Source organism: Terrabacter sp. P2_E3 (assembly GCF_056403915.1).
In genome coordinates this window covers 35,251-49,012 of record NZ_JBFUEN010000019.1, presented here as the reverse complement: position 1 = coordinate 49,012, position 13,762 = coordinate 35,251, and the positions used below count along the sequence as shown (strand labels likewise).

14 protein-coding genes are annotated in these 13,762 nt (G+C 73.9%); 9 read left to right on the top strand and 5 right to left on the bottom strand.

The genetic code is table 11. From position 1 onward, the window contains the following. The first annotated feature begins 20 nt into the window (after positions 1-20). Both AC1DW8_RS20190 and purE read left to right on the top strand, forming a co-directional pair. The gene (locus tag AC1DW8_RS20190; RefSeq protein WP_478095659.1) at positions 21-1,217 is read left to right on the top strand and encodes a 5-(carboxyamino)imidazole ribonucleotide synthase; all 1,197 of its coding nucleotides are present in this window, start codon (positions 21-23) and stop codon (positions 1,215-1,217) included. Next, positions 1,214-1,747 (top strand): 5-(carboxyamino)imidazole ribonucleotide mutase, encoded by a 534-nt coding sequence (purE, locus tag AC1DW8_RS20185; protein WP_478095658.1) that lies wholly within the window; start codon positions 1,214-1,216, stop codon positions 1,745-1,747. The genes AC1DW8_RS20190 and purE overlap by 4 nt, the downstream gene beginning before the upstream one ends. Positions 1,748-1,802: 55 nt before the next feature. Here the strand turns inward: purE and AC1DW8_RS20180 are convergent, their stop codons facing one another. After that, positions 1,803-2,480 (bottom strand): alpha/beta fold hydrolase, encoded by a 678-nt coding sequence (locus AC1DW8_RS20180; RefSeq protein ID WP_478095657.1) that lies wholly within the window; start codon positions 2,478-2,480, stop codon positions 1,803-1,805. 7 nt (positions 2,481-2,487) lie between these two features. Then, a complete protein-coding gene (locus tag AC1DW8_RS20175; RefSeq protein ID WP_478095656.1) occupies positions 2,488-2,952 on the bottom strand; it encodes a CoA-binding protein in 465 nt (154 codons plus the stop codon). 74 nt (positions 2,953-3,026) lie between these two features. Here AC1DW8_RS20175 and AC1DW8_RS20170 point away from each other — a divergent pair, with 74 nt between their 5' ends. Further along, on the top strand, positions 3,027-4,046 hold the full coding sequence (locus AC1DW8_RS20170) for an LLM class F420-dependent oxidoreductase (RefSeq protein ID WP_478095655.1): 1,020 nt from the start codon (positions 3,027-3,029) through the stop codon (positions 4,044-4,046). A gap of 86 nt (positions 4,047-4,132) precedes the next feature. Here the strand turns inward: AC1DW8_RS20170 and AC1DW8_RS20165 are convergent, their stop codons facing one another. The 3 genes from AC1DW8_RS20165 to AC1DW8_RS20155 are packed head-to-tail and all read right to left on the bottom strand — an operon-like array spanning position 4,133 to position 6,740. Then, the gene (locus AC1DW8_RS20165) at positions 4,133-4,921 is read right to left on the bottom strand and encodes an SDR family oxidoreductase (RefSeq protein ID WP_478095654.1); all 789 of its coding nucleotides are present in this window, start codon (positions 4,919-4,921) and stop codon (positions 4,133-4,135) included. After that, positions 4,918-5,703 (bottom strand): acylneuraminate cytidylyltransferase family protein, encoded by a 786-nt coding sequence (locus AC1DW8_RS20160; protein ID WP_478095653.1) that lies wholly within the window; start codon positions 5,701-5,703, stop codon positions 4,918-4,920. Before AC1DW8_RS20160 ends, AC1DW8_RS20165 begins: the two co-directional genes overlap by 4 nt. Continuing rightward, the gene (locus tag AC1DW8_RS20155) at positions 5,700-6,740 is read right to left on the bottom strand and encodes a Gfo/Idh/MocA family protein (RefSeq protein ID WP_478095652.1); all 1,041 of its coding nucleotides are present in this window, start codon (positions 6,738-6,740) and stop codon (positions 5,700-5,702) included. Before AC1DW8_RS20155 ends, AC1DW8_RS20160 begins: the two co-directional genes overlap by 4 nt. Before the next feature lie 100 nt (positions 6,741-6,840). On the opposite strand from AC1DW8_RS20155, the gene AC1DW8_RS20150 reads away from it, so the two are divergent. From AC1DW8_RS20150 to AC1DW8_RS20125, 6 genes are all read left to right on the top strand, one after another. Further along, the gene (locus tag AC1DW8_RS20150; protein ID WP_478095651.1) at positions 6,841-8,277 is read left to right on the top strand and encodes a lipopolysaccharide biosynthesis protein; all 1,437 of its coding nucleotides are present in this window, start codon (positions 6,841-6,843) and stop codon (positions 8,275-8,277) included. A 63-nt stretch (positions 8,278-8,340) separates the two neighbouring features. After that, entirely contained in the window at positions 8,341-9,762 is a 1,422-nt protein-coding gene (locus AC1DW8_RS20145) for a hypothetical protein (protein ID WP_478095650.1), read from the top strand. After that, positions 9,759-10,403 carry a NeuD/PglB/VioB family sugar acetyltransferase gene (locus AC1DW8_RS20140; RefSeq protein ID WP_478095649.1) on the top strand — a complete coding sequence of 215 codons (645 nt, stop codon included), beginning with the start codon at positions 9,759-9,761 and terminating at the stop codon, positions 10,401-10,403. Before AC1DW8_RS20145 ends, AC1DW8_RS20140 begins: the two co-directional genes overlap by 4 nt. Further along, positions 10,400-11,458, top strand: coding sequence for an N-acetylneuraminate synthase family protein (locus AC1DW8_RS20135; RefSeq protein WP_478095648.1), 1,059 nt, complete (start codon positions 10,400-10,402; stop codon positions 11,456-11,458). The genes AC1DW8_RS20140 and AC1DW8_RS20135 overlap by 4 nt, the downstream gene beginning before the upstream one ends. 3 nt (positions 11,459-11,461) lie before the next feature. Then, positions 11,462-12,682 carry a UDP-N-acetylglucosamine 2-epimerase gene (gene neuC / locus AC1DW8_RS20130; RefSeq protein ID WP_478095647.1) on the top strand — a complete coding sequence of 407 codons (1,221 nt, stop codon included), beginning with the start codon at positions 11,462-11,464 and terminating at the stop codon, positions 12,680-12,682. Further along, the gene (locus tag AC1DW8_RS20125) at positions 12,679-13,734 is read left to right on the top strand and encodes a nucleotidyltransferase family protein (RefSeq protein WP_056773201.1); all 1,056 of its coding nucleotides are present in this window, start codon (positions 12,679-12,681) and stop codon (positions 13,732-13,734) included. The genes neuC and AC1DW8_RS20125 overlap by 4 nt, the downstream gene beginning before the upstream one ends. Positions 13,735-13,762 lie beyond the last annotated feature (28 nt).

Genomic DNA, 13,762 nt, shown 5'->3' with positions numbered 1-13,762 from the left:
GGCGACTACGCTTGGGCGTCGTGACCCAGCCGAAGCGCGCCCCCGGAGGATTCCCCGTCGTCGGCGTCGTCGGCGGCGGACAGCTCGCCCGCATGATGCAGGGCCCCGCCGTCGAGCTGGGCGTCCAGCTGTCGGTGCTCGCCGAGAGCGACACCGCGGCAGCGGCCCTGGTCGTGCCGAGCTCACCGGTCGGTGAGCACACCGACCTCGAGACGGTCCGCGCCTTCGCGCAGCACTGCGACGTCGTCACCTTCGACCACGAGCACGTGCCGCCGGCCGTCCTCGAGGCGCTCGAGGCCGACGGGGTGGCCATCCACCCCACGCGCGCCGCCCTCAACTTCGCCCAGGACAAGCTCGCGATGCGCGAGCGCCTCACCGCCCTCGGGATCGCGTGCCCCCGGTGGGCGCGTGCCACCTCCGCCGAGGAGGTCACCGCGTTCGGTGACGACGTCGGCTGGCCGATCGTCGCCAAGACCCCGCGCGGCGGCTACGACGGCAAGGGCGTGGCGGTCGCCTCCTCGGCCGACGACCTCGCGGACTGGATCTCGCGGATCGGCGAGCCCGGCCCGCTCGAGCACGGCCTGCTCCTCGAGGAGAAGGTCGACTTCGTGCGGGAGCTCGCCGTCCTCATCGCCCGCAGCCCGTCCGGCCAGGCCGCGGCGTGGCCCGTCGTCGAGACGGTCCAGACCGACGGCGTCTGCACCGAGGTGCTCGCCCCCGCCCCGGCGATCGCCCCGGACCTCGCGTCGGTGGCCACCGAGGCCGCACTGCGCATCGCCGGTGAGCTCGGCGTCACGGGCGTGCTCGCCGTCGAGATGTTCGAGGTGCGCCCCGGCACGGGCGGCACGTCGGCCTACGTCGTCAACGAGCTGGCGATGCGTCCGCACAACAGCGGTCACTGGTCGATGGACGGCGCCGTCACCGGCCAGTTCGAGCAGCACCTGCGTGCCGTGCTCGACCTGCCACTCGGCGACCCGCGCCCCCGGGCGCCGTGGACCGTCATGGCCAACGTCCTCGGCGGCGACTACGAGCACCTCTACCCCGCGTACCGCCACATCATGGCCCGCGACCCCGGCGCCAAGGTGCACGTCTACGGCAAGGGCGTGCGGCCCGGCCGCAAGATCGGGCACGTCAACGTCAGTGGAGCCGACCTGGACGACGCCCGCGAGCGCGCCGGGCACGCGGCCGACTACCTCAGAGGAGTGATCACCGAATGACCGAGAGCACCGAGCCCGTCGTCGGCATCGTCATGGGCAGCGACAGCGACTGGCCCGTCATGCGCGAGGCAGCCCGTGCGCTCGAGGAGTTCGGGATCCCCTACGAGGCCGACGTCGTGTCGGCCCACCGGATGCCCGACGAGATGATCGCCTACGGCCAGGACGCCGCCCGGCGCGGCCTCCGCGTCGTCGTCGCCGGCGCCGGGGGAGCCGCGCACCTGCCCGGGATGCTCGCGTCGGTGACGCCGCTCCCGGTCGTCGGGGTGCCGGTGCCCCTGAAGTACCTCGACGGCATGGACTCGCTGCTCTCGATCGTCCAGATGCCGGCCGGCGTGCCGGTCGCGACCGTCTCGATCGGCGGCGCCCGCAACGCGGGCCTGCTGGCGGCGCGCATCGTCGGCACCGGCTCCGACGAGCTCGCCGCCGACGTCCGCGCGCGCATGATCGCCTTCCAGGCCGACCTGCGCGACGAGGCGCACGCCAAGGGAGCGTCGCTGCGCGAGCAGGTCGCCCGCGGCCTCACCGACTGAGCCGGCGCCGCTCCCACGGGCGACCAGGGACCGGGCAGACGGCATACGCCCTCGGTCAGCCCGGCGGCGCGAGGAAGCCGCGCACGGCCGCCGTGAACACGACGGGCTGGTGGGCGTGGACGAGGTGCCCCGCGTCGATGCGCACGAGGCAACCGTCGGCGACGGTCTCGGCCATCTCGGCGACGTGCTCGGCCGGCATGGGGCTGCTCGGGCCGCCCCAGACGACGAGGGTCGGGGCGGTGACAGCGGCGACGACCTGCGGCCACCCCGGGTCCGGCTCGTCGATCTGCGCGCGCACCTGGAGCACCGCCTCCCAGTCGACGGCGAGGTCGCCGTCGGGGCGCTCCGGCGGGCGGGGGTCGCGAGGGTGGGGGACCGGCACGTCCTCGAGGACGAGGCGCCGGACGAGGTCGGGGCGACCGCTCGCGAGGACGCAGGCGACGAGGCCTCCCAGCGAGTGGCCGACGACGTCGACCGGACGGCCCTGCTCGGCCGCCACGGAGTCGGCCACCATGACGACGTCCTCGGCCAGCTCGGCCAGCGCATAGCTGCCGGGCCAGGGGCTCTCGCCGTGCCCGCGCAGGTCGACGGCCACGACGAGGCGGTCGACGGCGAGACCGGCCGCCACGTCGGCCCAGTCCGCCGACGTGTCGCCCGTGGCGTGCACGAGCAGGACGGAGGGCAGCCGGCTCGGCACGCCCCAGCGCTGCTCGTGGAGGACGACCGCCGCCATCGTGGCGTCAGTCGGTGACGGCCGAGGCGCCGTCACCCGGCTGGATGCGCGGGTACTCGATCTTGGGGCAGGTGTCCATGACGACCGCGAGTCCGGCCGCCTCCGCGCGAGCGGCGGCCTCGTCGTCGATGACCCCGAGCTGCAGCCACAGCGCCTCGATGCCGAGCCGCTCCCGCTCGGCGATCGCCTCGTCGACGACCTGCCCGACGCGGCCGCTGTTGACGAAGCAGTCGACGACCTTGACGACGGTGCCGTCCGGGATGTCGGCCAGCGTCGCGTAACCCGTCGCGCCGTGCACCGTCGCCGCGCTCGGGTGCACCGGCACGAGGCGGATGCCGAGCTCGCGCTGGAGCCACAGGGACACGCGGTAGGCGGTGCGGTCGGGGTTGTCACCGAGACCGACGACGGCCCACGTGGCCTGGGTGTGGAGCAGGTCCCGGATGACGTCGGGGTCGTTGTGGTGCGGACTCATCCCGTCATCTTCACACGTCGGCGTGCCGGGATCGCGCCCCGACGGGGTCCAGCCGACCGTGGTTGGATGGCGGGATGCGATTCGGAATGTTCGTTCCCCAGGGCTGGCGTATGGACCTCGTCGGCATCGAGCCGGCCCAGCAGTGGGAAGCCATGGTCAACCTCGCCAAGCACGCCGACGACGGAGACGTCTTCGAGTCCATCTGGGTCTACGACCACTTCCACACCGTGCCGCAGCCCTCGAGCGAGGCCACGCACGAGGCATGGTCGCTCATGGCGGGCTTCGGCGCCGCCACGAGCCGGGTGCGGCTCGGGCAGATGTGCACGTGCATGGCCTACCGCAACCCCGCCTACCTCGCCAAGGTCGCCGCGACCGTCGACGTCATCTCCGGCGGCCGCACCGAGATGGGCATCGGCGCCGGCTGGTACGAGCACGAGTGGCGCGCCTACGGCTACGGCTTCCCCAAGGCGGGCGACCGCCTCGGCGCGCTCCGCGAAGGCGTGCAGGTCTTCCGCGACATGTGGACGAAGGGCTCGGCGACGCTCGACGGGACGCACTACCAGGTCGACGGCGCCCTCTGCGCGCCCCGTCCCCTGCAGGGCACGAGCCACCCTGGCAGCGCACTCAACGGCATCCCGATGTGGATCGCCGGCGGCGGCGAGAAGGTGACGCTGAAGATCGCGGCGGAGTACGCCGACTACACGAACTTCGACGGCAGCCCCGAGGGCTTCGACCACAAGAGCGCGATCCTCAAGGGCCACTGCGACGACCGCGGTCGCGACTTCGGCGAGATCGTTCGCTCGGCCAACTACAACGTCGTCATCGGCGAGACCGACGCCGACGTCGAGGACCGCCTCCAGTTCTACGGCGAGCTGCTCCGCAAGGGCGGCGTGGCCGACGACAAGGCCGCCGCTGCCGTCGAGGACCTCCGCAAGCAGCCCGCCGTGGGGACGCCCGACAAGATCGTCACGATGCTCAAGGACATGGAGGCCCGCGGGATGACGTATGCCATCACCTACTTCGCGGAGGCCGCCTACGACCGCTCGGGCATCGAGCTCTTCGAGCAGACCGTCGCTCCCGAGCTCACGGCCTGACGCTCCCGCACCGAACCCGCCGTTCGAGGTGATGCCGGCACCCACGTGGGTGCCGGCATCACCTCGATCCGGGACGGAAGGGTGGCCTACCAGGCGGTCCAGCCGCCGTCGACGGCGACGACCTGGCCGGTGACGTAGGCGGACGCGTCCGAGGCGAGCCACGTGACGACGCCGCGGAAGTCGTCCTCGGTGCCCATCCGGCCCAGCGGCGTGAGCCGCTCGTAGCGCTCGACGAACGACTCGTCCTGGCCGCGCGCGATGCCCCCGGGGGCGAAGGCGTTGACCCGCACTTCGGGCGCGAGCACCGTCGAGAGGTAGCGCGTCAGCTGGGCGATGCCTCCCTTGCTCGCCGCGTAGGCCGCGGGGTTGCCCATCCGGGTGCCCTCGTAGAGACCCATGTTGGGCCCGACGAGACCGTAGATGCTCGACACGTTGACGACGCTCCCGTGACCCGAGGCGCGAAGGAGGGGTGCGAGCTGCCGGGTCAGCGAGAAGGGTGCCGTGAGGTTGAGGGCCAGGGCCATCGCGAAGGCGTCGTCGGTCTGCTCCTCGAAGGGAACGGCATACCCGGGGACGCCGGAGGTGCCGGTGAACGCGGCGTTGTTGACGAGGACGTCGCAGGCGCCGAGGCCACGGACGACGTCGACGACGCGCGAGATCCCTTGCGGGTCAAGAAGGTCGGCGCCGACGGGGACATGGTCGCTGCCGGGGAGCGCAGCGGCGGCTGCCGCGCAGCTCTCCTCGTCGAGGTCGACGACGACGACGCGGGCACCCGCCCTCGCCAGTGCGTCGGCGAGCACGCGGCCGAGCGGTCCGGCGCCCCCGGTCACGACGGCCGTGCGTCCGGTGAGCGACGTCGTGGGCGTGGTCGTCATCGGGGGTCCTCCGTCTGGGCGATCGGGGCGGCGACGTCGAGCCACGGCAGCGTGATGAGCCCGGCGCCGATGAGGGCCTCGATGAGCCGGAACTCGTACTCGTCGTCGATGGAGAAGGCCTGGGCCTCGGGGATCTCGAGCCCTTCGTGGGTGCCCTCGTCGAACCACGAGCTCTCAAGGCGGCGCACGAAGTCGGCCCGCCAGAGGTAGAAGTTGCCGTTGATCCGCAGGAACCTGCCGACGTCCTGCCGTCGGGTGACGCCCGTGCCCGCCTCGAAGTAGCGGGAGAGCGCGCCGTCGCGGGACCCGTCGGGGCGCACGCCCACCCACACCGGGTTGAAGGTGGGTTCGGAGACGCTGATGACGCCGTCGAGGGCGGGCGTCGTGGCGAGGCGACGGACGGCCTCGGCCAGCTGGGACGGCACCCGGGCGGGACTCGTCGGGTCGAGGAGGAGCACCGCGTCGTAGGAGCCGCCCTCGTCGCTCTCGACCCACTCGAGGGCATGACGCACGACCGGAGCCATGGGGGTGTCGTCGGCCGCGAGCTCGGCCGGGCGCAGGAACGGGGCTTCTCCACCGTGGGCGCGCACGACCTCGGCGATCTCGGCCGAGTCGGTCGTCACGACGCAGCGGGTGACCTCCGGCGTCATCGCCGCAGCACGGATGCTGTGGGCGATGAGGGGCAGGCCCCACATCGGACGGATGTTCTTGCCGGGCAGGCCTTTCGAGCCGCCACGTGCCGGGATGACCGCGAGGACGCGGGGCGGGGTGTGGTCGGTCACGAGCCGTCCTCGGTGTCGGGGTCGGGGTGGGGGCCCTGCGACGCCAAGGCCCTGGCCTCGTCGCAGAGACGGACGGCGTCGATGCCGTCGCCCAGGGTGGCCGGCGCTCCCCGGGCGATCCGCTGAGCCGCGGGCGACCACGGCTTGAGGTCGAGGGCCGCCCGCGCCTGGGTGCCCATGACGATGTCGCGGTCCAGGTCGTGCTCGAAGACCTGCTCGCTCACCTCGCCGTCGGAGGTCGTGTGCCGAACCATCGCGCGCGTGACGTCCCACTCGAGGATGCCGTCCGAGGTGTGGATGACGACCCCGCGCGACGTCGGGCGGGTGACGTAGTCGAGCCGCGCGGTCACGGTGAAGCGGTCGCGGGTGGTCCAGAGCAGCGTGGCGGCCTGCTCGGCCTCGATGTCGAGCGGACCGCTCGTCTCGAGGAACGAGCCGACGAGGTCGGGGCGGCCGAAGAGCACGCCGGCGTAGTCGATCTCGTGGACCATGTCGCGCAGCACACCGCCCTCGTCGCCACGGGCGGAGTAGGACTCGCGGTAGTCGCGGTCGGGCCGCCAGTCCGGCAGCCACGACTGCGAGCGCACGTGGGCCGAGGCCGGTCCGTCGATGCGGCCGACGAGCCGGCGCAGGTGGCGGAAGGCCTCGTGCGCCCGGAGCGGCGCGGCGACCCAGATGTCCTGGGCTCGCGGGTGGGCGCGGAGCACGGCCGCGTCGCGGGCCGACCCGGCGACGGGCTTCTCGACGAGGACCGACGCCGCACCGGCGTCGAGTGCCAGGACGGTGTCACTGACGTGCCGGGCGGTGTCGGTCGCGACGACGACGAGCGCGCCCGGCAGGGCGCCCGGGCCCGTCGCGTCGTCGAGCAGGCGCGCGCCGGTGACGTCGTCGACGGCGCCCGACCCGAACCCGCGGTCGCGGACCGGCCAGAGCGCGACGTCGGCGCCCTCCTGCCGGAAGACCCGCGCGTGCCGCTGCCCGATGGAGCCGGAGCCGCGCACGACCACGGGCATCGACGACGGAGACGGGCTGGGCACACCTGCAGGCTAGAGGACGGCGCCGCGCACCGCTCAGGTCGCCGGGCACGACGCGGGTGGCTGAGCGGTGGGCCGGCCCCGCACCGGTACCTTCGAGCCTGTGACGAGCACGCCCGAAGGCACCGCGCCCACCGCCGCCCCCGCGAGCGGCTCGCTCGGAGCGCACTCGGTGGTCTACCTCGTCGGCACGGCGCTGCAGGGCCTCGGCGTGCTCCTCGTCCTGCCCTTCGCCACCCGGGTGCTCGGCGCCGTCGAGTTCGGTCGCGTCGCAACAGGTCTCGTCGTCGTGCAGATGGTCGGCACCATCGCCGCCGCCGGACTGCCGCAGGTCGTGCTCCGCGAGCACCACCGCGGTGCCGAGGGCCCACGGGTCGCGCGGGCCCTGGCCGGGACGATGGTGCTGCTGGCCCTCGGGCTCGGTGTCGTCGGCCTCGCGCTGGCACTGCTCCTCTCCGCCACCGGGCACGCGGACCTCCGACAGTGGGTGCCGCTCGTCGTCGCCGCGGTGGCACTGACGACGGTCGTGGCCGGCCAGACGCTGATGCGGGCGCGCCTCCAGCCCTGGGGCTTCCTCGCCCTCGCCGTGCTCGCCACCGTCGGGGCACAGCTCGCGGGACTCCTGGCGGCGCGGGGCGAGCCGACCGCGGGGACGTACCTCACGGCATACGCCGTCGTCGTCGTGCTGGCTGCCGTCCTCGCCCTCGTCCTCGGCCGTCCGCTGCCGCCCACGGTCGAGCGCGAGCGGGTCCGGGCGGGCATCCGCCTGGCCACGCCCCTCCTGCCGCAGGCGGCCGCGATGCTCGGCCTGCTCTCCGGGGACGTGCTGCTGGCCAGGGTGCTCGTCGGCGAGGCCGGGGCGGGCAGCTACCAGGTGGCGCTGCAGCTCGGGAACATGCCGTTCGTGCTCGCCGTCGCCCTCTTCAACGCGTGGGGGCCGCTCGTGCTCTCGCACCCCATCGACCGCCGCTGGGCGTGGACGGCCCGCACGGGCACCGCCCTGACGACCGTGGTCGCGGCGGGCGCGGCGGGGGTGGCGCTGCTCGGGCCGTGGCTCGTCGCCGTCATGGCCGACCCCGGCTTCGACCACGTCGCCATGGTCGGCGCGCTCGGGATCATCTGCACCGTGTCGGTGTCGTACATGCTCTACCAGGGCTCGTCGCTCGCCGTGCTCGACGCCGAGCGCACCGGCCGGCTCGCCTGGGCCGCGCTCATCGCGCTCGCGGTCGTCGTCCTCGTCGCGCTCTGGCTCGCGCCGCGGTCGGGCGCGACGGGTGGGGTCGTCGGCGTCGCGATCGCCAAGGCCGTGGGCTACGTCGTGCTCATGGCCCTGACGACGTGGTTCGCGCGGACCCACTCGCCGATGCGCTGGCCGCCGCGGGTGGCCGTCGTGGCGCTCGCCGGTGTCGCGCTCGCCCTCGTGGGTGCGGTGCTGCCGCTGGAGGGGCCGGCTGCGTGGGTGCGCGTCGCACTCGCCGCCCTCGTCGGGGCGGGCGCCGTGGCCGTCGCGCCGCGGATCCTGCGCGTGCTGCGCGGATAGGATGAGGCGCTCGCCCGGCTCGCCTCGATCCGGCACGCACCGACACGCAGGAGAGACGCTTTCGTGGTGACACCGCTCGTCCACATGGGGTTGGGCTACGACGACCTCCTCGTCCCGGCCCTCGTGCACGCGGGTTTCGAGACGAAGGACCTCATCCTCGTCGTCCGCACGGACGCCAACCTCGCGTGGGTGCGCCGGCACGCGCCGCGCGCCACGACCGTCCGGCTGCCGTATGCCGCCGCGCGCAAGGCCAACGTCGTCAGTGGCCTCGCGCCCCACGCCGCCCTCAAACGGGCCTGCGCCGGGGTGGGTCTCGACCCCCTCGACCTGCTCGTGTCCGAGCGGGCGCTGCGCCGCAACCGGGTCGACACCGCGATGAACTTCCTCAACCTCGCCGCCGAGGAGCTCGAGGCGGCCATCGAGGGTCGCGGCCCCGTCCTGGCCCTCGTCGAGTTCACCGTGACGTCCGAGCTGCTCACGGCCGGCCTCGTGACCCACCACGGTGGCCTCGCGACCTGGCCGCGCGGCATACGCCTCCCGTCCGACCGCTTCGGCCTCATCGGCGCGCCCAAGGGGATCACCCTGTGGGAGCGGCAGGTCGAGGACCCGTCGGCCCTCGCCGCCGGTCAGGCCTTCATCGACACGTGGCGGGCCGAGCACGGCCGGCCGATGGGCTTCGCCCGCAACCTCGAGGTCGAGACCGGCCAGGAGATCTGGCGGCTCGCGAGCGACCGCATCAAGGAGTTCGCCGTCGACCGGGGTGCGAACCTCCAGCTTCCCCGGCCCTCGGACTACGCCCGGCTCCCGTGGCTCAACCCCGTCAAGGCGCGGCTCAACCTGCGCGAGTACCAGGACCGTCGCTGGGACCCGGTGCCCGAGAAGTTCGTCTTCCTGCCGCTGCAGGTGCAGCCCGAGTCGAGCGCCGACGTCATGGGCCAGGAGTGGCGCGACCAGGCCTACACCGCCCGCGTGCTCGCCGAGGCGCTCGCACCGCTCGACATCGGGGTCGCCGTCAAGGAGCACGCGCACTTCATGTGGCGCCGCGACCCCGACTACTGGCCGCAGTTCGACGCGCACCCCAACATCGCCACGATCGACCCCTTCGCCGACTCGCGCGAGCTGATGAAGCAGGCGGTCTTCACCGTCACCGCCACCGGCACGGTCGGCCTCGAGGCGGGGCTCCTCGGCCTGCCCGTCGTCACGGGCGCCGAGATGCCGTGGAGCGGCCTGGGCAACGTCGCGCAGCTCGAGTCGCCCGACGACCTGACCCGGTTCGTCGCCGACCGCGGCTGGGAGTCGCTGCGGGCCGACCAGGCCTCGATCGACGAGTGGTTCGTCCACGACTACGTGCGCAACTCGTGGGAGGGCCTCGTGCTCGACCCGCCGCGAGTGCCCGCCGTGCTCGAGCCCGACAACATCCGCAAGGTCGGCGGCGCGCTCGGCGAGGCCGCGGCCKCGCTCGGCCACCGGGGCGGACCCGCATGACGGGCGACGGCACCGGCTGGGTCGTCCTCGGCGCCGGCGGCCACGCGTGCTCGGTCGTCGACGTCCTCGAGCGCGCCGGTCACGCCGTCGTCGCCGTCTCGGGCGCCGTCCCGGCAGGCGCGTCCTGGCACGTCGACGTGCTCGTCGACGACCGTCAGGCCTTCGAGCTCCTCGCGGCGCAGGGACTCCACGCGGTCGTCGCCATCGGTGCCAACCCGGCTCGTGCGCGGCTCGTGCGCGAGCTCGTGGCACGCGGGATCTCGGTCCCGCCCGTCGTCGCCGCGACCGCGACGGTCTCTCCCCGCAGCGTCCTCGGGGCCGGTTGCGTCGTGCTCGAGCACGCGCACGTCGGACCCTCGAGCACCCTCGGTGAGGCAGTGGTCGTCAACACCGCGGCGGTCGTCGAGCACGACTGCACCGTCGGCGTCGGCACCCACGTCGCGCCCGGGGCGGTGCTCCTCGGTGCCGCGTCCGTGGGCGAGCTGACCCTCGTCGGCAGCGGCGCACGCGTCCTTCCCGGCGTCACGGTCGGGTCGGGCGTCACCGTCGGGGCCGGCGCCGTCGTCACCACACCCGTCGCCGACGGCGAGACCGTCGTCGGCGTCCCCGCAGCCACGCGCCCCACCGGAGGCACCGCATGAGCGACCACCTGAACGCCGTCCACCCGGTCGCGATCGGCGATGTCGAGGTCCCCACCCCCGGCGACGTCTACGTCATCGCCGAGGCCGGGGTGAACCACAACGGCGACATCGAGCTGGCCCACCGCCTCGTCGACATCGCGGTCGCGTCCGGCGCGGATGCGGTGAAGTTCCAGACGTTCTCACCCGACAAGCTCGTCTCGTCGGCGGCCGCGACGACGCCCTACCAGCGTGACCGCGGGGGTAGCGCCGACCAGCGCAGCCTGCTCGAGGCCCTGACCCTGCCCAAGGAGGCGTGGGTCGAGCTGCGCGACCACGCGACCGAGGCGGGGACGACCTTCCTCTCGACGCCCTTCGACCTCGACAGCGCCGAGATGCTCGTCGAGCTCGGGCTGCCCGCGCTCAAGGTCAGCTCTGGAGAGCTGACGAACCTGCCCTACCTGCGCGAGATGTCCCGACTCGGGGTCGTCCTGCTCGTCTCGACGGGCATGGGCACCCAGGACGAGGTCGAGGCGGCCGTCGAGGCCTGCGCCGACGCGCCGGGCCTCGTGCTCTTCCACTGCGTCTCGGCCTACCCGGCGCCCGTCGAGGAGTGCAACCTGCGGGTCATCCCGCGCCTGACCGAGCTGCACGGCATACCCGTGGGGTGGTCGGACCACACGCCCGGTCTGACGACGGCGCTCGGCGCCGTGGCGCTCGGTGCGCCGATCCTCGAGAAGCACTTCACGAGCGACCGCACCCTCCCCGGCCCCGACCACCTCGCCAGCCTCGAGCCGGACGCGCTCACCGACTACGTCGCGACGACGAAGCAGCTCGCGCTGGCGCTCGGCGACGGCGTCAAGGTGCGCATGCCGTCGGAGGAGGAGAACGCCGTCCTCGTGCGGCGGTCGTGGCACGCGGCGCACGCGATGCCGGCCGGCACGGAGCTCGCGGGCACCGACCTGCAGCTGCTGCGCCCCGAGGGCGGCGTCAGCCCCGCCGTCGACATCCGCGGACGCGTCCTGGCCCGCGCGGTCGAGGCCGGAGCCCCGGTCACCGACGCCGACCTCGTCGGCTGACCCGTGGCCCCCACGCACACGGTCGCCGTCTTTGTCGGGACCCGCGCCGACCTCGGACCGCTGTCGCCGGTGCTCGAGGCCCTGCAGTCGGCGAACGACGTGACCCTGCGCGTCCTGACCGGGGTGATGTATGCCGCCGACGACCTCGTCGCGGCCCTGCCCTCGAGCGTCACGGCGGACGAGTGGCGCGGGGCCGTCGTGCCGCTCGCCGAGCCGATGACGGCCGTGACGGTCGACGCCCAGCTCGAGCAGGGTGCGCTGCTGGCGCGCGCCTGCGGACGGGCGCTCCGGGACGAGCACGTCGACGTCCTCGTCGTGCTCGGTGACCGCTGGGAGCTGCTCTACGTCGTGCCGCCCGCCGTCCTGCTCGGGGTGCCGGTCGTGCACCTGCAGGGGGGAGAGGTGACCGAGGGGGCGCTCGACGAACGGGTCCGCCACGCCGTCACCAAGCTCGCCGACCAGCACTGCGTCGCATCCGAGGACGCCGCGGCGCGGGTGCGCCAGCTCGGCGAGCCGGCCGACCGCGTCCACGTGACCGGCGCGCCCGGCCTCGACCGGCTCGCGACCGCGTCGCCGATCCCGGACGCCGACCTCGGCGAGCTGCTCGGCACGACCGTCGAGCGACCGCTCGGCCTCTTCACCTACCACCCGCCGACCGCCCAGCCCGGGGCCCCGGTCGGGCAGTGGGCGCGCGAGGCCGCCGAGGCCGCGCTCGCCGCGTGCGGCACCGTCGTCGCCACCCACCCGGGCATGGACGAGGGGCGCGACGAGATCCTCTCGGCGCTGACCGGCCTCGCGGCACGCGAGCCCCGCCTCCGGCTCGTCGCCGCCCTCGGCCGTGACTACCCGCGCGTCCTCGCGGCCGCCGACGTCGTCGTCGGCAACTCGAGCTCGGGCGTCATCGAGGCCGCGACCCTGCACGTGCCGGCCGTCGACATCGGCGAGCGTCAGCGCGGTCGGCTGCGGGGCGACAACGTGGTCCACGCGGCCGAGGGCCGGGAGGCCGTCGAGGCCGCGCTGCGCACCGCCCTCAGCCTCCGCTGGCGGGAGCACTCGGCGCACGTCGCCAACCCCTACGGCACGGGTACGGCCAGCGCCGCCATCCTCGATATCGTTCGGACAGCGGCGCTCGCCCCACGGGCCAAGCACTTCGTGGACCTGCACCCGGCACGGGTGGTGGGCCGGCAACGGGGCCGCCGCACGAACGAGGAGGAAGAGGAGTGACAGCGCGAGACCTGCGCGCGGCGTGCGCGCCGACCACCGCGACGATCCGCGACGCCCTCGAGGTCGTGGACCGCAGCGGCAACCTCGTGTGCCTGCTCGTCGACGACGAGAACCGCCTCGCCGGGCTGCTCACCGACGGCGACCTGCGCAGAGCCTTCCTCAAGGGCACGAGCCTCGACGACGCCGCCCTCGACCACGCCACCCGGACGCCGCACTTCGTCGCCGCCGGGTCACCGCGGGCGCTCGTCCTCGACCTCATGCAGGCCCTGCGCATCTCTGCCGTGCCCGAGCTCGCCGACGACCGCACCCTCGTCGGCCTGCACACCCTGTCGGACGTCGTCGGTTCAGCGCCGCTGCCCAACGTCGCCGTCGTCATGGCCGGTGGTCGCGGCACGCGCCTCGGCGACCTGACCAAGGACACCCCGAAGCCGCTCATGACCGTCGCGGGCCGCTCGATCCTCGAGTGGATCGTCCTCGGTCTCGTCGGTGACGGCATCCGCGAGATCTACGTCAGCGTCAACTACCTCGCCGAGCAGATCGAGGAGCACCTCGGGGACGGTTCCCGCCTCGGGTGCACGGTCCGCTACCTCCGGGAGGACCCGGAGCGACCGCTCGGCACGGCCGGCTCCCTGACGCTCCTGCGCGACGAGCGGCCCGACCTCGAGCACGCCGTGCTCGTCATGAACGGCGACCTCATGGTCGAGTTCGACGCGAGCGACCTGCTCGACGCCCACCGGCGGACGGGCGCCGCCGTCACCGTCGCGACCCGCACCTACCAGCACGAGGTGCCGTTCGGCGTCGTCGAGAGCACCGACGGGCGCGTCACCGGCGTCTCGGAGAAGCCGACGCTGAGCTTCGACATCAACGCCGCCGTGTATGCCGTCGAGCCGCGGGCGCTCGCCTGGCTGCCCAGCGGGCGCGCCAGCACGATGCCGGGCCTCGTCGAGACGTGTCTCGCGCGCGACGAGCCGGTGACGGCGTGGCCGATCCAGAGCGACTGGATCGATGTCGGCACCCCGAAGGACCTGGCCCGCGCGAAGGGCGAGTCGTGAGCGCCCGCGCGAGCGACGACGTGACCGC

Bases quoted from the DNA above. Each gene is read 5' to 3' on its own strand.
- purE (WP_478095658.1), top strand. From the start codon at position 1,214: ATGACCGAGAGCACCGAGCCCGTCGTCGGCATCGTCATGGGCAGCGAC.
- AC1DW8_RS20180 (WP_478095657.1), bottom strand. From the start codon at position 2,480: ATGGCGGCGGTCGTCCTCCACGAGCAGCGCTGGGGCGTGCCGAGCCGG.
- AC1DW8_RS20165 (WP_478095654.1), bottom strand. From the start codon at position 4,921: ATGACGACCACGCCCACGACGTCGCTCACCGGACGCACGGCCGTCGTG.
- AC1DW8_RS20175 (WP_478095656.1), bottom strand. From the start codon at position 2,952: ATGAGTCCGCACCACAACGACCCCGACGTCATCCGGGACCTGCTCCAC.
- AC1DW8_RS20135 (WP_478095648.1), top strand. From the start codon at position 10,400: ATGAGCGACCACCTGAACGCCGTCCACCCGGTCGCGATCGGCGATGTC.
- AC1DW8_RS20170 (WP_478095655.1), top strand. From the start codon at position 3,027: ATGCGATTCGGAATGTTCGTTCCCCAGGGCTGGCGTATGGACCTCGTC.
- AC1DW8_RS20140 (WP_478095649.1), top strand. From the start codon at position 9,759: ATGACGGGCGACGGCACCGGCTGGGTCGTCCTCGGCGCCGGCGGCCAC.